Origin of the sequence: Afipia massiliensis (genome assembly GCF_014203115.1) — a bacterium.
Classification (GTDB): domain Bacteria; phylum Pseudomonadota; class Alphaproteobacteria; order Rhizobiales; family Xanthobacteraceae; genus Afipia; species Afipia massiliensis.
This window is the reverse complement of the sequence record NZ_JACHIJ010000002.1, coordinates 182,427-208,980: the sequence shown is the minus strand read 5'-3', so window position 1 is coordinate 208,980 and position 26,554 is coordinate 182,427. Positions and strand designations below refer to the sequence as shown.

The window sequence follows — 26,554 nt, the reverse complement described above, 5'->3', positions numbered from 1 at the left end:
GGCGGGTGGAAATGCCTTCACCGTCCCGTCATGGGACGGGGCGAGTCGACGAAGCAATAACGTGTGAAGTCATAGACGATTGACGATGCGAGGCCAATGTCGGGCAGGTGTTATTCTCAGGCGCGGACCCGGACATAGCTTCCCGGCGCGTCTTCGATGGCTTCCAGAGGTCCGGTGCCGGGAATGCGTGCGGGCACCTGTTCGGCGTCGATCGACTCGACCCACGAGCGCCAGTCCGGCCACCATGAGCCTTTGTGCTCCTGCGCATCCTTGACCCAGTCGGCGAGCGTGATGTCACCGGTGCGGTCATTGGTCCAGTACTGGTATTTTTCCAGCTCCGGCGGATTGACCACGCCTGCAATGTGGCCCGATCCGGCCAGTACGTATTTGACCGGGCCGCCGAAGAACTGCGAGCCATAGAGCACGGATTCAGCTGGCGCGATGTGATCTTCCTTGGTGGCGAGATTGTAGATCGGCACTTTCACCTTGGAGAGATCGAGTTGGGTGTTGTCGATCGCCATGGTGCCAGTGGACAGCCGGTTCTCGAGATAGCAATTGCGCAGGTAGTAGGAATGGTTCGCCGCCGGCATCCGGGTAGCGTCCGAATTCCAGTGCAGCAGGTCGAATGCCGCCGGCTCCTTGCCCTTGAGATAATTGCTGACGACGTACGACCAGATCAGGTCGTTCGAACGCAGCATGTTGAAGGCCATCGCCATCTTGCTGCCTTCGAGCACGCCGGTTTGTTTCATGTCGCGTTCAAGATTCGAAATCTGGCTCTCGTCGACGAATACAAGCAGGTCGCCGGCATGGGTGAAATCGACCTGGGCGGCGAGGAACGTTGCTGAGGTCACGCGGACCTGGCGCTTCTCCGCGAGCCACGCCAGCGTCGTCGCCAGCAGCGTGCCGCCCACGCAGTAGCCTATGGTGTGAACGCGCATCTCGCCCGTGGCCTTTTCGATGACGTCCATCGCCGTCAGCGGGCCTTCGCGCATGTAATCTTCGAAGGTCTTGCCGCCGAGCGTTTTGTCGGGGTTGACCCATGAGATCAGGAACACCGTGATGCCCTGATTGACGCACCATTGGACGAATGACTTCTGCCTGTTGAGATCGAGAATGTAGAACTTGTTGATCCACGGCGGCACGACCAGCAATGGCGTGCGCAGGACGGTTTCCGTCGCCGGCGAATATTGAATGAGTTGCATGATCGCATTCTGGTAGATGACCTTGCCCGGTGTCAGCGCGACATCGCGGCCGACTTCGAGGTTGCCAGCGGACTGACGGATCTTGAGCGTGCCGTGTCCGGCCTCGATGTCTTCCGCAAGCATCGTCATGCCGCGAACGAGGTTATCGGCATTGCTTGCCAGCGTTTGCCGCAGCACTTCCGGATTGGTCAGCACAAAGTTGGACGGCGAAATCGCGTTGGTGACCTGCTGAACGTAGAACTCCGCTTTCTTGCGGGTATGCGGATCGAGGCCGTCGGCATTCTTGACGAGGTCGTTCGCGCACTGCGTGGTGAGCAGATAGGCCTGCATCATGAAATCAAAAAACTGATTGGTCTTCCATTCAGGATCATGGAAACGCTTGTCGCGCGGCGACGGTTCGGCTGCGGGTGTCGTTGCCTCGCCCGACAGACGGCGCGCGGCGCTGGTCAGCAAGTCCAGATAGGCCTTGCCGAACTTCTTCTGCACGTCGGCGGCACGATCCTTGTCGGAAAGCCAGTACTCGGCGACCGACGTAAACGTCTTCACCACTTCGTTGAGTTCGCCGGGTGGCCGGCCCTTTTCCTCACCGTTTTCACGCGGCTTCAGATAGGCGGAGAGGGCGCGACCGCTTGATTCAAGAGCGCGCGCAAGATTTGCCGAGAATGCCTCCGGATCGAAGCTTTTCGTGGAGCCATTCTCGCCGGTCTTGGTGCTTAGCAGGGTGTCACTCATCGCTTACTTCTGAACTTTCGTTTCGATCAGCCACGAACTTTGTGAGTTCGCACGATCATCATGGCATAGTTCGGATCGGCTTGCTGATTTGCATGTGCTGCGTTGCGGCATGATTAATACTTCGGTCACATTAGAGCCTCATGAACACTGTCTGCTCAGCGGCAACGATTATCCGGGGTTAACGCTCTCCGCCGATGATAAGTTCGCATCGCCTGCCCATCCACGGAGCAGGAATCGTGCCGATCGAAACCAGAGGACGTAAGTATTTCCGTGCGACGTCAAATGCAGCGGGTTCGGCAGTCGCCGGCTTGGGCCGGCTTGCTGCTGCTGGGCGTTGCGCTCGGCGGTTGCGCGTCCACGATCGCTGACGCACCCTTGGTCGGGCTGCCTGCAAATACGCCAGCGCGGCCTGCAACCCCGGCAGAGTATTTGCCCGTCCATGACCTGCCGGCGCCCCGTCAGGAAACGGTGCTGGATCAGGCCCAGCAGGACAGGCTGGAGAAGGATTTGCTCGCGGCCCGCGATCGGCAGGCCTCCGGCGCCAAAGCCGCCCAGCGCCGCACCAACTGAGATTTGCGCTTCGCCGCAACCCCCGGTGGTGCTAAAAAGACCACGATTCAATCGCAAAAATGCAAATTCTGGTGCGGGTCCTCCCGCATTGCGTCCGAATCCGCGTAATATGCTGAAATTCCGCACCTTCTAGCCAACGTGCCGAATTCCACTTCGGTGCAAAACACGTTACTGATCTCGTCTGTTACCGCCGGTTTTACCGGCCTTCGGAGCCCGACCCATGGAAGAGTTTTACCGTATCCGCCGTCTGCCGCCTTACGTGTTCGAGCAAGTCAATCGGGCCAAGGCGGCCGCGCGGAACGCCGGGGCCGACATCATCGATCTCGGGATGGGAAATCCGGACCTGCCGACACCGCCGCATGTGATCGAGAAGCTCAAGGAGACCCTCGGCAAGCCGCGCACCGACCGTTATTCCGCGTCGAAGGGCATCACAGGCCTGCGTCGTGCGCAGGCTGCCTATTACGAGCGCCGTTTCGGCGTGAAACTCAATCCGGAAACCCAGGTCGTTGCGACACTCGGTTCCAAGGAAGGCTTCGCCAACGTTGCGCAGGCGATCACGTCGCCCGGTGACGTGGTGCTGGTGCCGAACCCGAGCTATCCGATCCACGCCTTCGGCTTCCTGATGGCGGGCGGCGTGGTTCGCTCTGTTCCTGCCGAGCCGACTCCAGAACTGTTCAGCGCGCTCGAGAAGGCGATTATTCACTCGATCCCCAAGCCGATTGCGATGATCGCGTGTTATCCGTCGAACCCGACGGCTTATGTCGCCTCACTTGATTTCTACAAGGACCTCGTCGCGTTCGCGAAGAAGCACGAGATATTTATTCTGTCCGATCTGGCCTATGCGGAGCTTTATTTCGACGGCGTGCCGCCGCCATCCGTTTTGCAGGTGCCGGGTGCAATCGATGTCACGGTCGAATTCACGTCGATGTCGAAGACGTTCTCGATGGCCGGCTGGCGCATGGGCTTTGCGGTGGGCAATGAGCGGATCATCGCTGCGCTGACCCGCGTCAAATCATACCTCGACTACGGTGCGTTCACACCGGTTCAGGTCGCCGCCACGGCTGCGCTGAATGGTCCGCAGGATTGCATCAAGGAAATGCGTGACACCTACCGCAAGCGCCGCGACGTGCTGGTGGAAACCTTTGGCCGCGCGGGCTGGGATATTCCGCCGCCGGCTGCGTCAATGTTCGCCTGGGCGCCGCTGCCGGAGAAGTTCCGCGAAGTCGGCAGCATGCAGTTCGCCACACTCATGGTGGAAAAATCCGGTGTCGTTGTGTCGCCCGGCGTCGCCTTCGGCGAGCATGGCGAGGGCTATGTCCGCATCGCGATGGTGGAAAACGAGCAGCGCATTCGCCAGGCAGCCCGCAATATCCGGCGCTTCCTTGAAACTGGCGTTGAATCGTTGCACAACGTGGTTCCGCTCGCCAATCGGCGGTAATTTTTCCGGCAGGTTTTCAGCAAAATGGTCGCACCACTCAAGGTGGGTATCGCGGGCCTCGGCACCGTGGGTGCCGAGGTAGTCCGCCTGATCGAAAGTCAGAGCAGGGTCTTGTCGGCGCGGTGTGGCCGTGGCGTCCGGGTTGTCGCAGTGTCAGCGCGTTCAAAAGCCAAGAAGCGCGGGCTCAATCTGCGCGGCCTCGAGTGGGCGAAGAACCCGCTGGCGCTCGCCAACGATCCGAAGATCGACTGCTTCGTCGAACTGATGGGCGGTTCCGGTGAACCGGCGTTGTCGGCTATCGAAGCGGCTCTGCGGAACGGCAAATCGGTGGTCACCGCGAACAAGGCGCTGATCGCCAAGCACGGTTCTCGCTTGGCTGCGCTGGCCGAAAAACACGGCGGCGCACTCAACTACGAAGCCGCGGTGGGCGCGGCAATTCCCGTCATCAAGACGTTGCGCGAAGGTCTCGCGGGCACCGACATTCATCGCGTCTACGGCATTCTCAACGGCACCTGCAATTACATCCTGACACGGATGGAGCGCGAGGGATTGTCGTTCGCGGAATGCCTCAAGGATGCGCAGCGGCTCGGCTATGCCGAAGCCAATCCGTCGTTCGACGTCGATGGACATGATACCGCGCAGAAGCTCGCCATTCTCGCGAGCCTTGCGTTCGGCACCAAAGTCAATCAGAGCGCGGTTTACGTCGAAGGCATTTCATCGATTGCGCCGGAAGATCTGCGCGCGGCCGAGGAACTCGGTTATCGCGTCAAGCTGCTTGGCGTCGCGGTGCGCACCGAGTCCGGAATCGAGCAGCGCGTACATCCGACCATGGTGCCGAAGTCATCCTCGATTGCGCAGGTCATGGATGTGACCAATGCGGTCACCATCGACGGCGAGGGATTTCCGCCGATCACGCTGGTCGGCCCCGGCGCCGGTGGTGCAGCGACCGCGTCGGCGGTGCTCGCCGACATCGCGGATGTCGCACGTGGTATTCGTGCTGCGCCGTTCGGACGGCCGATTGCGAAGCTAAAAACCACAACCAAGGCGCCGATGAAGCGTCATGAAGGTGGCTACTATATTCGCCTGATGGCGCGCGACCTTGCCGGAACGGCTGCGACCATCGCGACGCGTCTCGCCGAGCAGAAAATTTCCATTGAATCGATCGTGCAGCGTCATCCTGATGGCACAGTCGAACCGACAAATACGCGCGGCAAACCATCGCCGGTGCCTGTCATCCTCATTACCTACGCCACCACTGAGGATGCGGTGCGCCGTGCCCTGCATGCCGTCCAGCAAGATCGGGTGATAACCGGCCGTCCGCAGGTCATCCGCATCGAAAAGAACTGATAGGGTCCGGTCAGCCGGGTCCGTCGCCACGTTTGTTGTCTTGGGAGTTAGCCTATGTCCGTTACGATTTCCGTTCCGCCGCAGCTTCTGCTGGAACGCATCCTCACACTCGAAATCGTCCGCGTGACTGAGCGTGCCGCAGTGTCCGCAGCGCGCCTCCGGGGCCACGGCAACGAGAAGGCCGCCGACCAGGCGGCGGTGGACGCGATGCGGCGCGAGCTCAACAAGATTCCAATTCAGGGCACGGTGGTGATCGGCGAGGGCGAACGCGACGAAGCGCCGATGCTGTTCATCGGTGAAAAGGTCGGCTCGGATGCCGGTCCGGAAGTCGATATCGCGGTCGATCCGCTCGAAGGCACCACGCTGTGCGCCAAGAACATGCCGGGCGCGATTGCGACCATGGCGATGGCGGAAGGCGGCACGCTGCTGAATGCCCCGGACGTCTATATGCAGAAGATCGCCATCGGTCCCGGCTACCCGAAGCATGTTGTGGAACTAGATGCATCGCCTGCCGAAAACATTCGTCGCCTTGCACGCGCCAAGGACGTGCATCCGTCAGCGATCACGGCGCTCGTGCTTGACCGTCCGCGTCACGCCGACATCATCAACGCTATCCGCAGCACCGGCGCGGCGGTTCGTCTTATCACCGACGGCGACGTTGCGGGCGTGATCCACACCGCAGACCCGGACAATACCGGCGTCGACATCTACATGGGCACCGGTGGCGCGCCGGAAGGCGTGCTGGCTGCGGCCGCGCTGCGCTGCATCGGCGGCCAGATGCAGTGCCGTCTCATTCTCGATACCGACGAGAAGCGCGAGCGCGCTCTGAAGATGGGTGTGACCGATCCCAAGATGATCTACGGCATCGAGGACATGGCGCGCGGCGATTGCCTGTTCGCGGCAACCGGCGTCACCGATGGCTCGCTGCTGTCCGGCGTCAAATTCCGCAAGAACGTCATCGAAACCGAGACCGTCGTGATGCGCTCGGTGACCGGCACCGTTCGCATCATCAAGGGCGAACATCGCCAGTTCGAGAAATTCCACCTCGATTGAGCAGGACATAATCCATGACCGAGCGCGTTGTCATCCGGCCTCTTCGCGTGGATGAGCGCGAAGCGTGGGAGCCTTTGTGGGCCGGTTATCTCAAGTTCTACAAGGCCACGGTTCCGGCTGAGACAACTGCCGTGACGTGGGAGCGCTTTCACGACGATGCGGAGCCTATGTACGTGCTCGGCGCATTCGTCGATGAAGAGATGACCGGCATTGTCCATTTCCTCTATCACCGCTCCTGCTGGACGGTCGGCAACTACTGCTATCTGCAGGACCTGTTCGTGAACGAAGGCGCTCGCGGGCACGGTGTTGGCCGCAAGCTGATCGAAGCCGTCTACGAGAAGGCGAAGGCCGCCGGTGCGAGCAGGGTGCACTGGCTGACGCAGTTCGAGAATGCGCGTGCGCAGATCCTGTACGATGAAGTCGCCGACCGGTCCGGATTCATGCAATACCGCAAGATTCTCTAGTGTGGTGGTTCGCAAGTCCGCATCATGTCTACGGCGCGTCGCTTGCGGACTTGCGAACCGAAACCACACTAGAATAATTAGCAGTTCTAGTGTCCTTTGAATCCGAAGTTCGCTATGGAGCGTGCTACAAAATGAAGCGAACTTCGGATTCAGGACACTAGGGGGAGTTCGATGTCCGAGATCAAGGCGCTGGTGTTCGATGTCTTCGGGACCGTGGTCGATTGGCGAACCAGCCTGATCGATAATTTCACCGCATGGGGCAAGGCGAAGGGCATCAAGGGCGATTGGACAGCGCTGGTCGATGGCTGGCGCGCCGCGTACATGCCGTCCATGGACGAGGTTCGCAAACAGCCGGAACGGGGCTTCGTGATCCTCGACGACCTGCAGCGGCAGTCCATCGAGCCGCTCACGGCAAAGCTCGGCATCACCGGTCTGACACCGGCCGATTTCGATTATCTCACCCGAGGCTGGCACAGCCTCAACCCGTGGCCGGACAGCGTCGGCGGCCTGACGCGGCTGAAGACGAAGTTCATCATCAGTCCGCTGTCGAACGGCAACGTCGCACTCCTGACCAACATGGCGAAGCACGCCGGCCTGCCGTGGGATCTGGTGCTGAGTGCCGAGATCTTCCGCCACTACAAGCCCGACCCCGAAGCCTATCTGGGAGCGGCGAAAATTCTCGGCCTGACGCCTCAGCAGGTGATGATGGTCGCCGCTCACAATAACGATCTGGCGGCGGCACAGGCACTCGGCCTGAAAACGGCTTTCGTCCCGCGCATCACGGAGTATGGTCCGTTTCAGAACCGTGATTTCAAGGCTGAGGGAAACTGGGATTTTGTCGTCAAGGATTTCAACGATCTCGCCGACAAGCTCGGCTGCTAAGCTCGTCGCGGCGAACCATTGAACGTCGACGCTTCGTGCTTACCTGCGGAAGGCATCATGACGCTCCCTGCATCCGCATTGCCTGCTGAGTCGGTCCCGGCTTTCCTTGGCGTAACCCGGTCCGCGACCGGCCGCGTGTGGCGCGACCGGCTGGACCCGCGCGGCGCGGCGAGGGCGCTTGCCATCGCGCAGCGTTATCAGGTGCCGGAAATGCTGGCGCGGATCATTGCGGGCCGCGGCATCGACATCGATGCCGTCGATGACTTTCTCGATCCGACCATCCGCAAACTGTTGCCGGATCCATTGACGGTAACGGAAATGGAAGCCGCTGCGAAACGCATTGCCGATGCGGCGACGCGCGGCGAGAAGGTCGCGATCTTCGGAGACTATGACGTGGACGGTGCGACCTCGGCGGCACTGCTGACCTGGCATTTGCGTCACTGCGGCCTCGATCCACTGATCCATATTCCCGACCGCATCTTCGAGGGTTACGGTCCCAATGTAGAAGCCGTGCGAGGTCTCGCCAACAAGGGCGCGACGCTGCTGGTCACGGTGGACTGCGGTACGACAAGCATCGAGCCGCTTGCGGAAGCCAAGCGCCTCGGCATGGACGTGGTCGTGATCGATCATCACCAGTGCGGTGATGAACTTCCCGTGGTGGATGCGCTGGTCAATCCGAACCGGCTCGACGATCTGTCGGGCCTCGGGCATCTCGCCGCTGTCGGTCTTGTGTTCGTTACGTTGGTGGCGGTGAACCGCGAGTTGCGTGCGCGCAACTTCTGGAGCGATGTTCGGCCCGAACCCAATCTGCTCGATGTGCTCCACCACGTCGCGCTCGGCACCGTCGCTGACGTGGCTTCTCTCACTGGACTCAACCGCGCCTTCGTCGCCAAAGGTCTGATCGCGCTGCGTCGCCGCGATCACGTCGGCCACACCGCGTTGATGGATGTTTCCCGGCTCAGCGGTCCGCCTGAAGCGTGGCATCTGGGGTTCATGCTGGGGCCGCGCATCAATGCCGGCGGCCGTATCGGGCGCGCTGACCTGGGGGTGCGGCTGCTGCTGGAAGGCGACATTTCGGAAGCCGCCCGAATTGCCGCCGAACTGGATCGTCTCAACACCGAGCGCCGCGTCATCGAACAGATGGCCGAAGCGCAGGCCGAGGCCGAGGCGCTGGCGTCGCTCGGGCTCGACGACAAGGGCTCGGTGATCGTCACGGCGTCCGAGGGCTGGCATCCGGGCGTGGTTGGCCTTGTGGCCTCTCGCCTGAAGGAGAAGTTTTCGCGGCCTGCTTTTGCCATTGCGCTGGAGCCAGGCGGCATCGGCACCGGATCAGGGCGCTCCATTCCCGGCGTCGACCTCGGCAAGGTGGTGCGCGAGGCGGTGAACGAAGGAATTCTGCTGAAGGGCGGCGGCCATGCGATGGCCGCTGGCGTGACGCTGAAGAAGGAAAACCTTGCGGAGTTTCGGGCCTTCGTTGAAACCGCACTGGCCGCGACCGTTGCCGATGCGCGGCACGCGAATGAACTGTTTATCGACGGCGCGGTGAGCGCGCGCGCGGTGACGACCGATTTCGTCAACACCATGAACCGCGCCGGACCATATGGTGCGGGCAATCCCGAACCGCTGATCGCATTGCCGTCGCATCAACTGGTTTTCGCAGATGAAGTGGGGCAGGCGCATCTGCGATTGCGGTTCAAGTCCGGTGACGGGTCTTTCGTCAACGGCATCGCGTTCCGCTCCATCGGCCAGAAACTCGGCAATGCGCTGATCGAAAATCGCGGCCAGATGCTGCATGTCGCAGGATCGTTGACGGTCGATCGCTGGCAGGGCTCCGAGCGCGTACAGATGCGGGTGACGGATGTCGCCGTGCCGGACCTTGGGCCTAGCGTTATTCGCTAGCGCCTGCAGCGCTACGATCCCTGCCGCAGCCGCGCCAACACCTTCAATCCGGCATAACCATCCGCAGGAAGCAATCCAGCCTTGGTCTGGAAATCTCTGACTGCTTTCATGGTGTCGTTGCCGACGCGGCCATCGGTGCCACCGGTGTCGAACCCCGCCTTGGTGAGGCGGGTCTGGACTTCCTGGATTTCGGCCAGCGTGAGCGCGCGTTCCGATCCGGGGAAGGGCTGGATGAACGGCCCGCCGCCCTGAATGCGATCGCCGAGATGCACGATGGCGAGCGCGTAGTTCATCGACGGATTGTAGCTCTTCACGGCGTAAAAATTCGGTCCCAGCAGGAACGATGGTCCGCCTTGAACTGGTACCCAGAGCTGCGCTGAATCATTGGGACGCGGAAACGGCTGACCGTCCGCGCGGGTCACGCCGGAGGCAGCCCATTTGGCGTAGGACTGGCTGCCGCTCTTCGACGCGGTCGCGCCCTTCACCTCATAACCCCAATGTTCGCCGCGTCGATACTTGCCGCGGTTCACGAGATACCGCGCGCTGGAGCCGAGCGCGTCGTCGGGGCGGCCAAACGGCGAAACGCGGCCGTCGCCGTCATAGTCAAATCCGACATTGAGCCAGACTTCCGGCATCCACTGGGTGTGGCCCATCGCGCCAGCCCATGAGCCGCGCATTTCCTCGGGCGTGCTCCAATGCTTGTCGACAATGCGTAGCGCGTTGATGAGTTCGGTTTCCCAATAGGCCTTGCGGCGGGGCTCGTTCCACGCCAGCGCCGCCAGCGAGGGAAACACCGGCCGCATATGATTCTGCTGTACCAGCGGATCGCCATAAGCCGTTTCGACGCCCCACAGCGCCAGCAGCGTGCCGCGTTCGACGCCGAAATCCTTTTCGATCCGTGCAAACAGGGTGCCGTATTTCTGAAGCGCCACCTTGCCCGCGGCCAGACGCCAGTCCGAGACGCGGCGGTTGATGTATTGCCAGAGCTGTTCGTTGAACTCGGGCTGCTTGCGCATCTTCTGGAACACGCTCATGTCCGGTTCGATGCGGCTCAGCACGCGAATGTAGGTGCCTTCGGAAATGCCGCGCGCGAGGGCGCGGGCACGAAATCCTTCGCGCCATTGATCGAAGCCGGGAGGGCTCGCGAGCGCGCGAAGCGGATTGGCAAACAGCGCGCCTGCGCTAAGCGCGGAGCCCAGCAACGTTCGTCGCGTGAGGAAGGTCGGATTCCGAGAATCTCTGTGTGTCATGCGGTCAGTCTAGCGTGGCTTTGCAGAATGGGCCAAAGGCCAATCTGCCGCGAATTTGTATGGGAATGATCTTGCGTGGAAACCGGTTCCCGTTCAGCGCTAGCGGCCTCCGCCTTCCTTAACAGCATTTGGCGGGAGATCCGCAGGCGGTTGGGCATGCGCCATCGCAGGTGCCTCAGGAGGCGGCTGGATGTATTCCCGGCCGCGGCCGCCGATCAGGCGTTCATAGGACGAGATCAGGGTGACGTAGGGATTAACCCAGAGCCAGCCGTCGCGCGTGAACACCTGGACGTCGAAATGCAGATGGTTTGTCGTTCCGCCGGGGCGATCCTGAAAGTTCGAGACCACACCGATCCGTTCGCCCTCGGTCACGTGCCGTCCATAGATCACGCCGTCAGCGTCGAGGCGCGCCGGGTTCATGTGCATGTAGCGGAAGCGGACGTGCTCGTTGCGTGTGTTGACCAGCAGGAATACCGCCTGTTGCTTCGGCGACCTGATCAGCACGCCCTCGCGGACCGCGACAACCGGGAAAAGATCGGGGATGCAGCGATCCGCGCCATCGTTGCGCAGGTGACAGGTCGATGGGCGGATATCCTGACCCTGATGCCCCATTCCATTGGCGCACTGTCCGACCTCGAAGTCGCGTGTCTCGCAGAAGTTGTCCTGCCAGGGGTAGCTGTAGTTCTCCTTGGCCGATTCATCGAACACCAACTGCTTGTCATTGCGCTTGCAGCGATATGGATCGCCTTTGGTCGGCGCAAACGAGACCCGTCCCGTGAGATTGCAGTCACCCCAATTCATGAACGACTGCGAGTTGGCGAATGCGGGAGCTTTCTCGATAGGAAAGCGGATCTGCGAGTAGACCGTAAAGTCCTGATGGCCGCCTTGCCCGCGATAGCCGCTGTTAGCGATGATCTCGCCCGGCGGGCGATAGGTGAAGTCCGCGTCGTATGCGATCGGCCGCTCAGAGGCGTAGGAAGCGATGTTGTAACGGGGATCACGCGGGGTGCCGCCTGCGACGCGAAGGGCTTTGAGGAAACGCTCGGCGACCGGCACGGCTTCGCGGCAGGAGAGGCGCTTGCTGCGCGCGACGCTGTCGAGGCAATGGATTGAAACGACATAGGGAACGCCGAACCGTGTGAACGCGTAGCGTACATACCCTTCACGGATCACCCGGCGGAGGTTCGGGAATTGGGTCGCCAGCGATTTGACCGGCTCGCCCTTTCCAGCAAGCGGGTCCTTGATGTCGTAAATCAGCAGTGACGCGGTGATCTGAACCTCAACGGGTCGCGAATAGACCCTGGATGGCATGTTGTCGTCGGCGCCATGGTCGAACAGGAAGACTGCATCGTAGCCGGACGGCCCGGCCTCGAACATGCTGGCGGCGCGGAAGCCGGCCTGATAGCGCGGGATCAGAAGATTGACCGCACCGCTCCGGCGATCGGCGAGATACAGCGCGCTGTCGAACGGCAACAATACCGGGACCGGACTTAGTTCGATGCCGGAGAAAATCGGCGACGTGACAGTGTTGATCTGTGAGATCGCCGAGATGCGTTGCGTCTTGACCTGACGTGACGGACGTCGGCCCGTGAAACTGAAATTGTCGACCACAACCGGCTGTGAGTCGATTTCGGTCTTGAGCTGGTTGACAGCGGCGGACCAGTCCGGCCTGACGAGCGATATCGAGGGAGTTTTGAATTCGCCGGCTCGAGCAGGTTGCGCGAGCAGGCCAAAGAAGAGCGAGGTAACGGAGAGCGAGGCAAGGGACAGAAAGCAGCACCAGAAATTCCCCGATGCCGTCCTTCTGTTGTTCGCTGCCCGCGCCGTCGTCACTACGTCCTCACGGGATCTGCGCTCAGTCTTTCGCGCGCTCGACGTAAGAACCGTCTTCGGTCATCACGACGATGCGCGTGCCGGTGCCGATGTGCGGTGGGACCAGCGTGCGGACGCCGTTCGACAGCATTGCAGGCTTGTAGGATGACGACGCCGTTTGTCCCTTGGTCACCGGTTCGGTGTCGACCACTTCCAGCGTGGTGCGCTGGGGCAGGGTGATCGCGACCGCGATGTTGTCGTGGATCGACAGCTTCACGGTCATGTTTTCCTGCAGGTAAGGAGCCTGCGTGCCGACCACATCCTTGGGCACCAGGAGCTGGTCGTAGTTCTCGTTGTTCATGAAATGGAAGCCGTCGCCGTCTTCGTACAGATAGTTGTAGTCGCGGTCCTCGACGAACGCGCGCTCGACCTGATCGGTCGTTTTGTAGCGTTCGGAGACCTTGGTGCCGTCGCTGATTCGGCGCATTTCGATCTGGCTGACCGGAGTTCCTTTGCCGGGGTGGATGTTCTCCGCAGTCAGAACGACATATAGCTTGCCGTCCTGCTCAATGATGTTGCCCTTGCGGATCGAACTGGCGATGACTTTCACAGATAGGTTTCCTAATGTTCAGGGCCGGTTGCGGTGCCGGGTCGGCGCTTCGAGGTCCGGCAAGGCGGTTTCGGGCCGCAACATAACGATTTGGAGCGCCAAAGCCAGCATTTTGCTAGGGAATCAGGCATTTCGCGCATGAATGCGGGACAGGAACCTTCCCCCTGGTGGATGCCCGGTCGCCATGTGGACCGCAAGCCGTTTTTGCAGGCGCGGAGCGCCATTACCCGGGCTACGCGAGAGTGGTTCGGAGGTGAGGGGTTCACCGAGGTCGAAACCGGAATTCTTCAGAAATCGCCCGGAAACGAGACACATCTTCATGCCCCCTCGGCGGACCTGACATCGGCTTCAGGCGACAAGACGAGGCACTATCTCCGAACCTCCCCCGAATTTGCCTGCAAGAAGCTGCTGGCCGCCGGTGAGACAAGGATTGTGGAGTTCGCCCGGGTATTCAGGGATCGCGAGCGCGGCCTGCTGCATCTGCCGGAATTTACAATGCTGGAATGGTACCGCGCCAATGAGGGCTACGAAGCGGTCATGGCCGATTGCATCGTCGTGATTGCGCGCGCGGCACAGGAGACGGGAATCGGGACGTTCTCATTCCGCGGCAAGAGCGCCGACCCGTTTGCCGCGCCGGAATTGCTGACCGTTGCGGATGCATTCTCGCGCTTCGCGTCCATCGATTTGCTTGCAACGATTCCCGAAGGACAGGCGGACCGCAATGCGCTCGCAGTGATGGCGGGACATCACGTCCGCATCACCGAGGACGACACGTGGTCGGACATCTTCAGCAAGGTTCTGGTCGAGCATATTGAACCGAATCTCGGGCTGGGCCGCTTGACGATTCTCTATGAGTATCCGGCGCCGGAATCGGCGCTGGCGCGCGCCAAGCCGTCCGATCCGCGCGTCGCCGAGCGGTTCGAGGTTTATGCCTGCGGGGTCGAACTCGCGAACGGCTTCGGCGAATTGATCGACGCAGGCGAACAACGGCTGCGCTTCACCGCGGCGATGGACGAGAAGGAGCGGCGGTACGGCGAACGCTATCCGCTTGACGAGGATTTCCTCGCGGCGATGACGCGGATGCCGGAGGCCTGTGGCGTGGCGCTGGGGTTCGACCGCCTTGTGATGCTGGCCAGCGGCGCAACGCGGGTCGATCAGGTGGTCTGGACGCCGCAGGAAGGTGACGCATGACCCGCCGCGCCGCTGCAACATTGCGAACTGTAACCGGCCTGATCGAGCATGGCCTCGTGTCTCCTGAGCAGCTACCCGCGCTGGAAAAGGTCGCGGCGCGCTACGCGGTCGCAGTGACACCCGCTGTGGCCGCGCTGATCGATACGTCCGATCCGCACGATCCGATCGCACGCCAATACGTTCCCTCCGCCGATGAACTGGTCACTCAGCCTCATGAAAACGCCGATCCCATCGGCGATCATGCGCATTCGCCGGTCAGCGGCATTGTGCACCGCTATCCGGATCGCGTGCTGTTCAAGCTCGTGCATGTCTGCGCGGTGTATTGCCGGTTCTGCTTCCGCCGCGAAATGGTCGGGCCGGGCAAGGAGACCGCGCTTTCCGACGAGGCCTATGCCGGTGCTTTGGATTACATCCGCACACATCCGGAAATCTGGGAGGTGATCCTGACCGGCGGCGATCCGCTGATGCTGTCGGCGCGCAGGTTGAAAGAGATCATGAATGATCTCGCCGCGATCGATCATGTCAGGATCATTCGTATTCATACCCGCGTGCCGGTTGCCGATCCGGGCCGCGTGACGGATGAGACCGTGGCCGCCTTGCGCGTGAGCGGCGCGACCACATGGGTCGCGGTCCACGCCAACCATCCGCGCGAACTGACGACTGAGGCGCGTGGCGCCTGCGCGCGGATCATCGACGCGGGTATTCCGATGGTCAGCCAGTCGGTGCTGCTGCGCGGGGTCAACGACGATCCGGAGACGCTGGAGGCGCTGATGCGCGGTTTCGTCGAATGCCGCATCAAGCCGTATTATTTGCATCACGGCGACCTTGCGCCGGGCACGGCGCATTTGCGCACGACGCTGGAGGAAGGGCAGAAGTTGATGCAGCATCTGCGCGGGCGTGTGTCGGGACTGTGCCAGCCGGATTACGTGCTCGACATTCCGGGCGGTCACGGCAAGGCGCCGGTCGGGCCGCAGTATCTCTCGCGGATAAGTGAAGACGCGGAAGACCGTTATCGTGTTGCGGACTACTGCGGTGATGTTCATCTTTATCCGCCTGCAGAGTAGGCAGCTCAACGATGGCGGGACCCGAACCTCCCGAAAACGACGGCAATCGAGCTGTCGAAAATGCGGTGATGTTCGGCTTTTTCGTCCTGCTTGTGGTCGCCGGTATCTGGCTGCTCGGATCGATGGCGGATCTGCGCAAGGTGCAGGATTGTGCGGCGCAAGGAAGACGCAACTGCGGAACGATAGAAAATCCCAATCGTTCCCAGTAGAGTGATCTCGCGCTGAGGAATCACATTGGTGAGGTGTGACATGAGAAAATCCATCCCGATGGCCATGATGGTCCTGCTGCTGGCCACGTCAGGTGCACTGGCGCAAAGCAAAAGTGGAACAACATCCGGTCCCGCGACACCCTCGGCGACGACGAATTCGGGCGGCATTCCGCAGGCACCTGTCGGACATCGGCAGCCGCGCGCGAGCGATGTGCCGACCCTTGAGGAAAAGAACTATACGGAATCGGCCGAAGACAAGGCGCTCGATCGCAAGATCAAGAGCATTTGCCGAGGCTGTTAGGCAGCAGTCTCGAACCGTCAGGCCTTTCGCGCGGCGAGCGCCATCCCGATCAGGGAGGTGCCGCCGAACACGAGGTTGATGCCGACGAGCAGTCCGATGGCCCACGCGGCTGATCCGGGAAGCCCTGCGATGATCAGCGCAGCCACCACCAGATCGACGATGCCCGACACGAGCAGCCATCCCCAGCGCCCGGAAAGTTCACTGCGATGGGCGAGGGCATACATGATTGTGGTGATGCCTTCGGCGATGAAGTAGGCGCTGACCACGAGCGTGAGCGTCAGCGTTCCCGCCACAGGCTGAACAATCAGGATGATGCCAGCGGCAAGTGCGAGCACTGCCGAGAGCAGCGACCACCAGAAGCCGGGCATGTCGCGCGTGGTGAAGGTGAGGTAGAGCCCGACCGCGCCGCTGATCAGGAACAGCCAGCCGAGGAAGATCGTGACTGCGATGCTGGCGAGCAACGGAATCGCAATCGCAGCCATCCCCAAGATCACCAGAACGATGCCCTCGATCAGGAAGGCTTTCCAGTTCGCCTTGACGGCTTCCTTCATTCGCTCATGAAGCCCGGCGACATCCTGAGGCATCGTCATGGACGGTCTCCTGTTCCTGGTTTCGGTCTGCCGTTACGGCCAGCTTAGTCCTGGGCTGATGGGGTTGTAAGCGCCACCCGGCTCAGTCTACGCGTCGAGGATCGCGACTGCGCGGGTCCAGCCGGCTGATGCACGCTCGATCTTAACCGGGAAGCATGACACGGTGAATCCGGTCGATGGCAATTGTTCTAAATTGTGCAGCTTTTCGAGGTGGCAATAGCCGATGTGGCGGCCGGCCTTGTGACCTTCCCAGATCAGGCTGGCGTCTTTAGTCTCGGCATACTTCTTCGCGGTGTAGACGAACGGCGCGTCCCAGCTCCAGCCATCGATGCCGGTGAGCCGCACGCCGCGCTCCAGCAGATACATCGTTGCCTCGTAGCCCATCCCGCAACCGGACGTGACGTAATCCTGCCGGCCGTACTTCGCGCCGGCGCTGGTGTTGACGACGACGATCTCGAGCGGTTTGAGGGTGTGTTCGATCCGCTTCAGTTCGCTTTCGACATCGGCGGCGGTCGCGACATAGCCGTCGGGAAAATGACGGAAGTCCAGTTTCACGCCGGGCTGGAAACACCATTCCAGCGGAACTTCATCGATCGTCCATGAGCGCTCGCCGCGGTTCATGGTCGGATGAAAGTGATAGGGCGCATCGAGGTGGGTGCCGTTGTGCGTGGAGAGGCTGACCTGCTCCACGGCCCAGCCCTGGCCGTCGGGCAGGTCTTCTTTCTTCAATCCGTCGAAGAACTGCAGCATTCGCGGCAATCCCTGCTGATGGTCGATATACTGGATCGTGGGATGGCCGCCCGGAGGATCCGCTGGCACGTCGTTTTGCAGCGGTACGGAAATGTCGATCAGCTTGCGGGTCATGCTTGGCGCTCCGGCGGCCCGGCCCACTGCGGGCGGCAGGTCTCAAGGGAGTGTGCATGAAGTTACGCACACCGCTCAAGCCGGGGCATCTGGCGGCTTGCCGCAGTCGCGAAACGCCTTTATACGTTCCCCCGCGTCGGCCAAATCACCTCACGGGGTTGCGGTTCGTTGCCACTCAGGTCAATGCTAACGCATTGATTTTGTGCGATTAAATGACTTGATCCAAGGCGAAAAGACAACGGTCCACGTACCACCCGGTGCGCAGCGGTTGCAGCCTTTTCGCTCCCTTCGTCTATCGGTTAGGACGCCACCCTTTCACGGTGGAGAGAGCGGTTCGATTCCGCTAGGGAGCGCCATTCTTCATACAACTACGAACCCGGCGTACTGTAGCTCTGCGATGATGATCGCAAGAGGCTGCGGTCTTCGCTTGTCGAAGAACGCGCAATATTTGAACGGCGGAAACGCGGGTCGTGTCTCGATGACACGGAACTGCTTGAGCCTGATCATCTCTTTGGTGAAGTCGCCGAGTGGGAGTCGGAAATGAGTGCTCGCATGGAACGTTCGACCGTTGCTCATGAAGCAATTGATCTGTTGAAGAAGCTCGGTGCAGCCCCGCCGTTTGCAGCGCAGGGCAGTCTCGTCGCGCGGTCGCCTATCGATGGCCTGACTGTCGGTCATCTACCGGAGGCAAGTGCAGATGACGTGCGCAGGACGATCGAGCAGGCGCATGCGGCATACCTGATTTGGCGCAGCGTTCCGGCACCGCGCCGTGGCGAACTGGTGCGGCTTCTGGGTGAGGAACTGCGCCGGTCCAAGGAGGATTTGGGTCGTCTGGTGACCATCGAGACCGGCAAGATCCTCTCCGAAGGATTGGGCGAAGTACAGGAGATGATCGATATCTGCGACTTTGCCGTCGGATTGTCGCGGCAGCTCTATGGCCTCACCATCGCCACCGAACGGCCGGGTCATCGCATGATGGAAACTTGGCATCCTGCCGGTGTCTGCGGAATCGTGACGGCGTTCAATTTTCCGGTTGCCGTTTGGTGCTGGAATGCGGCTCTCGCTCTGGTGTGCGGCGATTCCGTCATCTGGAAGCCGTCGGAAAAGACGCCGCTGACGGCCTATGCGGTGCAGGCTGTCATTGAGCGCGCGCTGGTGCGGTTTGCCGCTGCGCCGCTTGGGCTTGCCGGACTTGTTCAGGGCGGCCGGGCTGTTGGCGAGGCTCTCGTCGATCATCCGAAGGTTGCGATCGTATCCGCGACCGGTTCGACGCGTATGGGCCGGGACGTGGGGCCGCGGGTCGCGGCGCGTTTCGGCCGCTGTATTCTCGAGCTGGGCGGCAACAACGCGGCGATTGTCACGCCGTCCGCCAATCAGGATCTCGCGCTGCGCAGCATCGCGTTCTCCGCCATGGGGACCGCAGGACAGCGTTGTACCTCGCTGCGGCGGCTGTTCGTTCATGAAAGCATCGCGGAGGGGTTCATCGCGAAGCTGCGCAATGTTTATGCTTCGGTCGCGATCGGCGATCCGTCCCAGCCGTCGACCTTGATCGGCCCGTTGATCGATGCGGCAGCTTACGAGGCGATGGAGAAATCACTGACAGAAGCGCAGGCGCTCGGCGGCAAGGTTCATGGGGGCGGGCGCGTCGATCGCGCTCTGCCATCGGCTTACTATGTAACGCCGGCGCTCGTGGAAATGCCGGGGCAGCAGGGGCCTGTCCTGCGCGAGACCTTCGCGCCAGTTCTCTATGTCATCCGTTATCGCGACCTGACCGACGTGATCGCCATGCACAACGGCGTTCCGCAGGGGCTCGCGTCATCGATCTTCACAACCGACATTCAGGAAGCTGAAACCTTCATGTCGTCGGCCGGGTCCGATTGCGGCATCGTCAACGTCAATATCGGCCCGTCTGGCGCCGAGATTGGCGGCGCGTTCGGCGGCGAGAAGGAGACGGGGGGCGGGCGTGAATCCGGATCGGATGCGTGGAAGGGCTATATGCGCCGGGCCACCAATACGATCAATTATTCGCGCGACCTGCCGCTCGCCCAGGGCGTCAAGTTCGACGTCGGATGACTCTCCGATAACAAGGCCGCCTCGCCGAATTTAGGTGAGTAGCGGAACCTCCATGCAGGTTCGCGATTGTCTCTCACAGGGAGGCTTCATTGGAGGCTGCGATGGCTGACCATTGGCGTGTCCACCAGGTGCCGACAGAGAACATGCACGATCTGGGTCTTGAGAACGCCGCTTACGTTGCCGGCTGGGTACTCAGCGGCGCAGCGGTGTTGGGCGTCGTTCTGCTGGTTTGGCATTTTCACGTCTGATCGCCCGGTTTGAGGCGGTCGCTATGGACAAAGCGCTCTCTGCGCTGACGATGTCCCTTGGCGTCAATATGGATGGAAGCCTAGCGGCCGTAGACTGGCAATCAGGGCAGTCTCTCCCTGAAATTCCTCAGATTTTAGATGAAGAAGCTCATCTAGCTTGTCCGGAATGGACGGTAAGATGCTTGTTTGCCGCGCTGATTACCGAAGCAGCGTTTCTTTAGCGTGCTTCTCTTCCGGGCTCGCCCGCCCGATGGAATGCACTATGCTGCGGGGCCATGAGTCACCCATCGCTTTCCCGCATCGTCAGCCGATTCAAACGCGAACCGTCTCGCACCGGCTCCCTCATCATCACGTTCTACGGCGATGCGATTCTGCCACGCGGCGGGTCGGTCTGGCTGGGAACGCTTCTGCAGTTCCTGGACATGCTGGGAACCGACGGGGGCGTGGTACGGACTGCGGTGTCGCGGCTCGCCACCGATGGCTGGCTCGACCGGGACAAGGTGGGCCGGAAGAGCTTCTACAAGCTCGCAAAGAGCGGGCGCGAGCGGTTCGAAACGGCCGTCGAGCATGTCTATAACCCGCATTCGTCGGACTGGGCCGGGCGCTTCGAGCTCCTGCTGATCGGAAACGGAGCGGACCGCGAAGCATCGCGCACGGCTTTGACCGAGGCTGGCTTCGGCAGCCCGATGCCTGGCGTCTGGGTGGCGCCGTCCAATGTTTCGCTGCCGTCGATCGCCGCCGGCGCGATCCGGCTTGAGGTGTCGGCTGACGATGCCACGGGGCGGCGGCTGGTCGATGCGAGCTGGTCACTGGAGCGGACCGCAGAGTCGTATCGCGAGTTCATGAAAACCTTTGCGCCGCTGGAGGCTTGGGTCAGCGATGCCGACAACATGGTTCCGGCGGATGCCATCCTCGCCCGGGTGCTTTTGATCCATCACTACAGGCGGGTGATCCTGCGCGATCCGCTGCTTCCCGCGTCGTTGTTGCCGCCCGCATGGCCTGCGCTCGAAGCGCGGCAATTCTGTGCTCGGCTTTATCAAGCCCTTCTGCCTGCTTCCGAATCCTGGCTGGACGCGCATGGGGAGAGCGCAACAGGTTCGCTGCGTCCGCCGGGGCCGGAACTCAAGCGTCGGTTTTCGGACGTGCAGCGCAATATGTTACAGAAATAACTTGCGATACGATATTTTTGTTATATTTTAATCGGCGTCTCCTGGAGGAAACGGCGATGTACACGCAAGCGCTCAACACATCGGAAGCCGAAGTCGTTCATGTCGAGGACGCGGAACGTGCGGCGCATTTCCAGGCGCGCATTGATGCCGATGATCGCATCGAGGCGAACGACTGGATGCCGGCCGCGTATCGCAAGACGCTGACGCGCCAGATTTCCCAGCACGCCCATTCCGAAATCGTCGGCATGCTGCCGGAAGGCAACTGGATCACCCGTGCGCCGACGCTGCGCCGCAAGGCCGCGCTTCTGGCCAAGGTGCAGGATGAGTGCGGTCACGGGCTCTATCTCTACGCGGCGGCCGAGACGCTTGGCTCATCGCGTGAAGAACTTGTCGACCTGATGCTGAGCGGCAAGGCGAAGTATTCCTCGATCTTCAATTATCCGACGCCGACCTGGGCCGACATCGGCGCGATCGGCTGGCTGGTCGATGGCGCGGCCATCATGAACCAGATCCCGCTCTGCCGTTGTTCGTACGGTCCTTACGCGCGCGCGATGATCCGCGTCTGCAAGGAAGAGTCGTTCCACCAGCGTCAGGGCTACGAGATCATGCTGACGCTGTCGCGTGGCACCGAGGAGCAGAAGGCCATGGCGCAAAACGCGCTGGACCGCTGGTGGTGGCCCTGCCTGATGATGTTCGGTCCGCCGGACCAGCTCAGCCAGCACAGCGATCAGTCCACGCAGTGGAAGATCAAGCGGTTCTCGAACGACGACCTGCGTCAGAAGTTCATCGATGCGACCGTCCCTCAGGCCCACTATCTCGGCCTCACGATCCCGGACGCCGACCTGAAGTGGAACGAGGCGACCGGCCACTGGGACTACGGCGCGATCGACTGGAACGAATTCAAGCAGGTGCTTTCGGGCAACGGCCCATGCAACCGTGACCGCATCGCCGCGCGCCGCAAAGCCCACGACGAAGGCGCGTGGGTGCGTGAAGCGGCGGCCGCTTATGCGGAGAAACAACAGGCGCGCCGCACCGCTGCGGTTGCGGCTTAGGAGGTGTCATGACCACTCAGAACACCCAGCTTTGGGAAGTTTTCATCCGCAGCCGGAACGGCCTTGCCCACAAGCATGTCGGATCGTTGCATGCTGCTGACGCGACGCTGGCGCTTCAGGCGGCGCGGGACATCTACACGCGGCGCGGCGAGGGACTGTCGATCTGGATCGTGCCGTCGAACGCGATCATCGCGTCCGATCCGTCCGAGAAGGGCATGATGTTCGAGCCGGCGATGTCGAAGATCTATCGCCATCCGACCTTCTATGACGTGCCCGACGAAGTCGGCCATATGTAATTGGCATTCACTCGTCATTCCGGGGCGCGAGTGAAACGAGCGAACCCGGAATCCATACCATCGCTGGCACATGGATTCCGGGTCTGCGCCAAGAGGCGCATCCCGGAATGACATCGCGAGTATTGAACCATGGCAACGTCTTCCATCAGTATTTCTGAAAGTCCGCTCGTGCTTTACGCGCTGCGCCGGGCCGATGACGCGCTGATCCTCGGGCACCGCGTGTCCGAATGGTGCGGACACGCCCCGATGATGGAAGAGGACATGGCGCTCGCCAATATGGGCCTCGATCTGATCGGGCAGGCGCGCGAGCTCTACACCTACGCTGCCAAGGTCGAAGGCGTGGGCAACGACGAAGACAAGTATGCCTACCTGCGCGACGTCCGGCAGTATCGCAACCTTCTGCTGGTCGAGCAGCCGAACGGCGATTTTGCGCGCACCATTGTGCGGCAGTTTTTCTACTCAGCCTTCGCCGATCCCTATTGGCGCGCGATGATGAAATCCAAGGATGAGACGCTGGCGGCGATCGCTGCGAAATCCGAGAAGGAAAGCGCCTATCATCTGCGGCATACATCGGAGTGGATGATCCGGCTCGGGGACGGAACGGAAGAAAGCCATCGCCGCGCGCAAACCGCGATTGACGACCTCTGGGCTTTCACCGGAGAACTGTTCCACGCCGATCAAAGCGATGCGGACCTGATTTCGTCCGGTATCGCCATTGATCCGGAAAGCCTGCGCGGTCGCTGGGTGGAGACGGTCTCCAATGTTCTGGGCGTGGCGACGCTGAAGCGTCCGGCCAGCGACTGGATGCAAAAGGGCGGCCGATCAGGTAACCACACCGAACATCTCGGGCATCTGCTCAGCGAACTGCAATCGATGCAGCGAACCTTCCCGAACGCGACATGGTAACCGGCAGCAACATGCACGATCTCCGACAGACCGCATGGAACGCGGCAGCACAGGTGGTCGACCCTGAAATTCCGGTGCTGACCATCGCCGATCTTGGCGTGCTGCGTGACGTGACCGTGACCGACGGTGCGGTCGAAGTTGCAATTACGCCGACCTATTCCGGCTGCCCGGCTATGAACATGATTGCGCTGGAAATCGAGCTGGCGCTTGAACGCGAAGGCATCCGCAATCCCAAGATTCGCACGGTGTTGTCACCGGCCTGGACCACGGACTGGATGAGCGAGCAGGGCCGCCAGAAGCTGAAAGAGTATGGCATCGCGCCGCCTCAGACTGGAGGTGGACGTCGTGCGCTGTTCGGCGAGCAGGAAGTGGCCTGTCCGCAATGCGGATCGGTGAACACCGAAGTGCTTTCCGAATTTGGCTCGACCTCCTGCAAGGCGCTATGGCGCTGCAAGGCGTGCCGTGAGCCGTTCGATTATTTTAAGTGTCACTAGCCCAGCCGAGAGCATGAGCGGACCAGAGCGATCTCAAATGTCACACGTTCCAAAATTCCATCGTCTTGCCGTCGACGATCTGCGCCGCGAGACCGCCGATGCGGTGTCGATGACGTTCGCAATTCCGGGCGAACTGGCGCAGGATTATGCCTTCGCGCCCGGCCAGTATCTGACGCTGCGCACGACCATGGATGGCGAGGAAGTACGACGTTCGTATTCGATCTGCTCGAGCCCCGACGATCACGAACTGCGTATCGCGGTCAAGAAAGTCGACGGCGGCGCGTTCTCAAGCTGGGCGCTGGACGAACTGAAATCCGGCGATGAGCTTGACGTGATGACGCCCACCGGCCGCTTCGGCGTGGCACATGCGCCTGATCAGGCACGTATCCATGTCGGCTTTGCAGCCGGCTCCGGCATCACGCCGATCATGTCCATCGTGCGCGGCTTCCTCGCGCGCGAACCCAACAGCCGCTTCTTTCTGTTCTACGGCAACCGTGCGACCAACGGCATTCTGTTCCGCGAAGCGCTGGAAGAACTCAAGGACCGGTTCATGGGCCGCCTGTCGGTGTTCCATGTGCTGTCGCAGGAGGAGCAGGATCTGCCGATCCTGTATGGCCGGCTCGACCGTGCGAAGGTCGAGGTGTTGCTGCGCGCGATGGTGCCGGCGGCTGCGGTCGATCATGTGTTCGTCTGCGGGCCGGTTGCCATGAGCGAAGAGATCGAGGCGACCTGCATCGATCTCGGCATTCCCAAAGATCACGTGCACGTCGAGCGCTTTGTATCGGAATTCGGCGGCAAGCCGCGTCCGAAGATTCAGATCGTGCCGGAAGCGCCGCCTAAGGCGGTCGCATCGCTGATCGTGGACGGCAAGCGCAAGGATGTGCCGATCGCCGACGGCGAAGCCATTCTCGACGCCGCGTTGCGCGCCGGAATGGACCTTCCATATGCCTGCAAGGGCGGCATGTGCAGCACCTGCCGCGCCAAGATCGTCGAAGGCGAGACGCGGATGGACGTCAACTATTCGCTCGAGCCGTGGGAGCTTGAAGCCGGGTTCGTGCTGACATGCCAGGCACACCCGGTCTCAAGCCGCGTCGTGGTTGATTACGACCAGATGTGACTATTTGGCGTCGCGGAGCAGGGCGTAGGCTGTCTGGGCCATCGCCACGGGCCGCGCGTCGGCGTCCGTCCGGATCGACACGCTGCCGTAAGCCATGGTTTTCCCCATCCGCACGACGCGTGCTTCCGCCAGCAGATCCGTGCGCATGGCCGGACGCATGAAGTGGATGGTCTGATCCACCGTGGTCATCGGAAAATATTCGCCCGCTGCGGAGCAGATCGCAAACACCATCGAGGTATCGGCCAGACTCATCAAGGCCTGACCGCAGACAACGCCGTTGTCGCGGCAGAGCTTGTCCGAGAAGCGCATGCGCAGCACGGCGCCGTCGCCCTCAATGCTTTCAATCGACAGGTCGAGGTCTTGCACCCACTGCGCGAAGACTGATTTGAGCAAGGTTGTAGCGGCTGGCTTATCGAATGTCGGCATGCGGTGTCCTGTGAATGAAGCCTAGGCGAGGGTAACGGGAAGCGATGTGAAGCCGCGGAAGCGCACGCGTCGCGCCCTGTGGGTAGGCCCACTGGCTTTGAAGTTCGGGAAGCGCGCGAGAAACCGGCTGATCGCGATCCTGCCTTCGAGGCGGGCGAGGGTGAGGCCGACGCAGGCGTGCGCGCCGGTGGCGAACGCGAGGTGCCGGTTCGGAGAGCGGCCGACGTCGAGCTGCCCCGGTTGCGCGAATACGTCAGGATCCCGGTTCGCCGCGCCGATGCACAGCGTAATCAGTGCACCTTCCGAGAGTGCCACGCCATCGAGTTCGGTGTCTTGCACGACGCGACGGTTTCCAAGCTGGTTCGAGGACTCAAAACGCAGGAACTCCTCAACCGCAGGCTTGATCAATGCCGGCTCGTCGATCAGGCGTTGTCGTTCCTGCGGGAAACGCAGCAGCAGTTCCAGCCCGTTACCGATCAGGTTGGTCGTCGTCTCGTGACCTGCGTTCAGGATGAAAATGCAGTTCTGCAGAAGCTCGATCTCGCTCAGCCGCTCGCCGCTGGTAGCTTCACCTTCGATCAGGCGGGTCAGGACGTCGCGCTCTGCGTCGCCGGGCCGTGCGCGGCGATCGGCCACCAGACAGCGGAGGTAATCGAGAAATTCGCTGACCGCGCGTTCGCCACGTGCCTGCACATCCTCTGAAAGGAAGGGCTCCAGCGCGCCAAGAATCGCCAGCGACCAGCCGCGCAGCGGCGCGCGATCCTCATGGGGAATGGCAAGCAGGTTGCCGATCACTTCGACGGGAATAGCGGACGCAAAATCCTCGATGAGGTCGGCATTGCCGCGCGCCTGCATATCGTCCAGCAGCCGGTCGACGAGCGCGATCAGTCCCGGCTCCATCTCGGCGATGGCGCGTGGATTCAGAGCGCCTGCGATCAGACGGCGCACACGGGTATGCAGCGGCGGATCGTTGAAAACGAGACTTGTGGTGTGGTGCTGGAAGAGCAGCGAGCTCGCGCCATACTTTGGTGCGAACTCGACTTTCTTGTCGGAACTGAAGCGTGTCGTGTCCTTGTAGATAGCTTCCAGATCGCGATGGCGGGTGAGGAACAGCGATCCGTCCGGCATGCGATGGATCGGATCGGCAGACTGCAGCGCGCGATAGGTCGGGTAAGGATCATCGTAGAATGCGTCGGGAAGGTCCTTGAGCGAGAAGGCGCGCGCAATCGCGGCATCATCGCCGGAAACCGAACGACGTGCACTCTCAGGATCTGTTCGATCCGTTGATGACACCT

At 61.5% G+C, this 26,554-nt stretch carries 28 protein-coding genes and 1 tRNA gene; 20 read left to right on the top strand and 9 right to left on the bottom strand.

The annotated features are described in order from the left end of the window. Positions 1-116: 116 nt before the first annotated feature. Positions 117-1,934: a PHA/PHB synthase family protein gene (locus HNQ36_RS05775; protein WP_184082982.1), complete on the bottom strand. Its 1,818-nt coding sequence runs from the start codon at positions 1,932-1,934 to the stop codon at positions 117-119. A 282-nt stretch (positions 1,935-2,216) separates the two neighbouring features. On the opposite strand from HNQ36_RS05775, the gene HNQ36_RS05770 reads away from it, so the two are divergent. The 7 genes from HNQ36_RS05770 (at position 2,217) to recJ (ending at position 9,587) form a co-directional block, all read left to right on the top strand. Then, complete coding sequence (locus tag HNQ36_RS05770) at positions 2,217-2,504, top strand: hypothetical protein (RefSeq protein ID WP_184082981.1); 288 nt, start codon at positions 2,217-2,219, stop codon at positions 2,502-2,504. 220 nt (positions 2,505-2,724) lie between these two features. Beyond that, positions 2,725-3,942: an LL-diaminopimelate aminotransferase gene (locus tag HNQ36_RS05765; RefSeq protein WP_024919170.1), complete on the top strand. Its 1,218-nt coding sequence runs from the start codon at positions 2,725-2,727 to the stop codon at positions 3,940-3,942. Between the two features lie 24 nt (positions 3,943-3,966). Then, positions 3,967-5,289 (top strand): homoserine dehydrogenase, encoded by a 1,323-nt coding sequence (locus HNQ36_RS05760; protein ID WP_184082980.1) that lies wholly within the window; start codon positions 3,967-3,969, stop codon positions 5,287-5,289. A 54-nt stretch (positions 5,290-5,343) separates the two neighbouring features. Then, positions 5,344-6,342, top strand: coding sequence for a class II fructose-bisphosphatase (gene glpX / locus HNQ36_RS05755; protein WP_046826412.1), 999 nt, complete (start codon positions 5,344-5,346; stop codon positions 6,340-6,342). Positions 6,343-6,356: 14 nt separating this feature from the next. Beyond that, entirely contained in the window at positions 6,357-6,806 is a 450-nt protein-coding gene (locus tag HNQ36_RS05750; protein WP_184082979.1) for a GNAT family N-acetyltransferase, read from the top strand. A gap of 171 nt (positions 6,807-6,977) precedes the next feature. Further along, positions 6,978-7,688, top strand: a complete 711-nt coding sequence (locus HNQ36_RS05745; protein WP_184082978.1) for a haloacid dehalogenase type II — start codon at positions 6,978-6,980, stop codon at positions 7,686-7,688. A gap of 57 nt (positions 7,689-7,745) precedes the next feature. After that, positions 7,746-9,587 carry a single-stranded-DNA-specific exonuclease RecJ gene (recJ, locus tag HNQ36_RS05740; RefSeq protein WP_184082977.1) on the top strand — a complete coding sequence of 614 codons (1,842 nt, stop codon included), beginning with the start codon at positions 7,746-7,748 and terminating at the stop codon, positions 9,585-9,587. An 11-nt stretch (positions 9,588-9,598) separates the two neighbouring features. Here recJ and HNQ36_RS05735 read toward each other — a convergent pair whose 3' ends face one another. From HNQ36_RS05735 to efp, 3 genes are all read right to left on the bottom strand, one after another. After that, positions 9,599-10,837, bottom strand: a complete 1,239-nt coding sequence (locus tag HNQ36_RS05735) for a lytic murein transglycosylase (RefSeq protein WP_184082976.1) — start codon at positions 10,835-10,837, stop codon at positions 9,599-9,601. Between the two features lie 99 nt (positions 10,838-10,936). Then, a complete protein-coding gene (locus tag HNQ36_RS05730) occupies positions 10,937-12,670 on the bottom strand; it encodes a M23 family peptidase (RefSeq protein ID WP_184082975.1) in 1,734 nt (577 codons plus the stop codon). A gap of 22 nt (positions 12,671-12,692) precedes the next feature. Then, positions 12,693-13,259, bottom strand: coding sequence for an elongation factor P (efp, locus tag HNQ36_RS05725; protein WP_019197229.1), 567 nt, complete (start codon positions 13,257-13,259; stop codon positions 12,693-12,695). Positions 13,260-13,397: 138 nt separating this feature from the next. Here efp and epmA point away from each other — a divergent pair, with 138 nt between their 5' ends. Both epmA and HNQ36_RS05715 read left to right on the top strand, forming a co-directional pair. Continuing rightward, positions 13,398-14,450, top strand: a complete 1,053-nt coding sequence (gene epmA / locus HNQ36_RS05720; protein ID WP_184082974.1) for an EF-P lysine aminoacylase EpmA — start codon at positions 13,398-13,400, stop codon at positions 14,448-14,450. Then, on the top strand, positions 14,447-15,514 hold the full coding sequence (locus tag HNQ36_RS05715) for a lysine-2,3-aminomutase-like protein (RefSeq protein WP_184082973.1): 1,068 nt from the start codon (positions 14,447-14,449) through the stop codon (positions 15,512-15,514). Before epmA ends, HNQ36_RS05715 begins: the two co-directional genes overlap by 4 nt. A 5-nt stretch (positions 15,515-15,519) precedes the next feature. Here the strand turns inward: HNQ36_RS05715 and HNQ36_RS05710 are convergent, their stop codons facing one another. After that, positions 15,520-15,765, bottom strand: coding sequence for a hypothetical protein (locus HNQ36_RS05710; RefSeq protein WP_184082972.1), 246 nt, complete (start codon positions 15,763-15,765; stop codon positions 15,520-15,522). Between HNQ36_RS05710 and HNQ36_RS05705 the strand changes: the two genes are divergently transcribed. Further along, positions 15,764-16,024 (top strand): hypothetical protein, encoded by a 261-nt coding sequence (locus tag HNQ36_RS05705; RefSeq protein WP_184082971.1) that lies wholly within the window; start codon positions 15,764-15,766, stop codon positions 16,022-16,024. The two genes, HNQ36_RS05710 and HNQ36_RS05705, sit on opposite strands and share 2 nt — an antisense overlap. A gap of 17 nt (positions 16,025-16,041) precedes the next feature. Here the strand turns inward: HNQ36_RS05705 and HNQ36_RS05700 are convergent, their stop codons facing one another. Both HNQ36_RS05700 and HNQ36_RS05695 read right to left on the bottom strand, forming a co-directional pair. Continuing rightward, positions 16,042-16,614 (bottom strand): HdeD family acid-resistance protein, encoded by a 573-nt coding sequence (locus HNQ36_RS05700; RefSeq protein WP_184082970.1) that lies wholly within the window; start codon positions 16,612-16,614, stop codon positions 16,042-16,044. Positions 16,615-16,701: 87 nt separating this feature from the next. Next, positions 16,702-17,478, bottom strand: a complete 777-nt coding sequence (locus HNQ36_RS05695) for a cyclase family protein (RefSeq protein WP_184082969.1) — start codon at positions 17,476-17,478, stop codon at positions 16,702-16,704. A 281-nt stretch (positions 17,479-17,759) separates the two neighbouring features. Between HNQ36_RS05695 and HNQ36_RS05690 the strand changes: the two genes are divergently transcribed. The 10 genes from HNQ36_RS05690 (at position 17,760) to paaE (ending at position 24,833) form a co-directional block, all read left to right on the top strand. Next, positions 17,760-17,834, top strand: a tRNA-Glu gene (locus HNQ36_RS05690). 184 nt (positions 17,835-18,018) lie between these two features. Then, positions 18,019-19,551 carry an L-piperidine-6-carboxylate dehydrogenase gene (gene amaB, locus HNQ36_RS05685; RefSeq protein ID WP_210311939.1) on the top strand — a complete coding sequence of 511 codons (1,533 nt, stop codon included), beginning with the start codon at positions 18,019-18,021 and terminating at the stop codon, positions 19,549-19,551. Positions 19,552-19,652: 101 nt separating this feature from the next. After that, positions 19,653-19,799: a hypothetical protein gene (locus HNQ36_RS05680; RefSeq protein WP_184082968.1), complete on the top strand. Its 147-nt coding sequence runs from the start codon at positions 19,653-19,655 to the stop codon at positions 19,797-19,799. Positions 19,800-19,822: 23 nt separating this feature from the next. Next, complete coding sequence (locus tag HNQ36_RS05675) at positions 19,823-20,020, top strand: hypothetical protein (protein ID WP_184082967.1); 198 nt, start codon at positions 19,823-19,825, stop codon at positions 20,018-20,020. A 54-nt stretch (positions 20,021-20,074) separates the two neighbouring features. Further along, complete coding sequence (paaX, locus tag HNQ36_RS05670; RefSeq protein WP_184082966.1) at positions 20,075-20,968, top strand: phenylacetic acid degradation operon negative regulatory protein PaaX; 894 nt, start codon at positions 20,075-20,077, stop codon at positions 20,966-20,968. A gap of 56 nt (positions 20,969-21,024) precedes the next feature. Continuing rightward, on the top strand, positions 21,025-22,020 hold the full coding sequence (paaA, locus tag HNQ36_RS05665; protein ID WP_184082965.1) for a 1,2-phenylacetyl-CoA epoxidase subunit PaaA: 996 nt from the start codon (positions 21,025-21,027) through the stop codon (positions 22,018-22,020). Between the two features lie 8 nt (positions 22,021-22,028). Continuing rightward, positions 22,029-22,316, top strand: coding sequence for a 1,2-phenylacetyl-CoA epoxidase subunit PaaB (gene paaB / locus HNQ36_RS05660; protein WP_006020444.1), 288 nt, complete (start codon positions 22,029-22,031; stop codon positions 22,314-22,316). Between the two features lie 129 nt (positions 22,317-22,445). Then, complete coding sequence (gene paaC / locus HNQ36_RS05655) at positions 22,446-23,222, top strand: 1,2-phenylacetyl-CoA epoxidase subunit PaaC (protein ID WP_184082964.1); 777 nt, start codon at positions 22,446-22,448, stop codon at positions 23,220-23,222. After that, entirely contained in the window at positions 23,216-23,716 is a 501-nt protein-coding gene (gene paaD, locus HNQ36_RS05650; RefSeq protein ID WP_184082963.1) for a 1,2-phenylacetyl-CoA epoxidase subunit PaaD, read from the top strand. The genes paaC and paaD overlap by 7 nt, the downstream gene beginning before the upstream one ends. A gap of 37 nt (positions 23,717-23,753) precedes the next feature. Beyond that, positions 23,754-24,833, top strand: a complete 1,080-nt coding sequence (gene paaE, locus HNQ36_RS05645; protein ID WP_184082962.1) for a 1,2-phenylacetyl-CoA epoxidase subunit PaaE — start codon at positions 23,754-23,756, stop codon at positions 24,831-24,833. Here the strand turns inward: paaE and HNQ36_RS05640 are convergent, their stop codons facing one another. Together HNQ36_RS05640 and HNQ36_RS05635 are read right to left on the bottom strand one after the other, a co-directional pair. Then, a complete protein-coding gene (locus HNQ36_RS05640) occupies positions 24,834-25,259 on the bottom strand; it encodes a PaaI family thioesterase (RefSeq protein ID WP_184082961.1) in 426 nt (141 codons plus the stop codon). A 21-nt stretch (positions 25,260-25,280) separates the two neighbouring features. Further along, the gene (locus HNQ36_RS05635) at positions 25,281-26,552 is read right to left on the bottom strand and encodes a cytochrome P450 (RefSeq protein ID WP_184082960.1); all 1,272 of its coding nucleotides are present in this window, start codon (positions 26,550-26,552) and stop codon (positions 25,281-25,283) included. Positions 26,553-26,554: the final 2 nt, after the last annotated feature.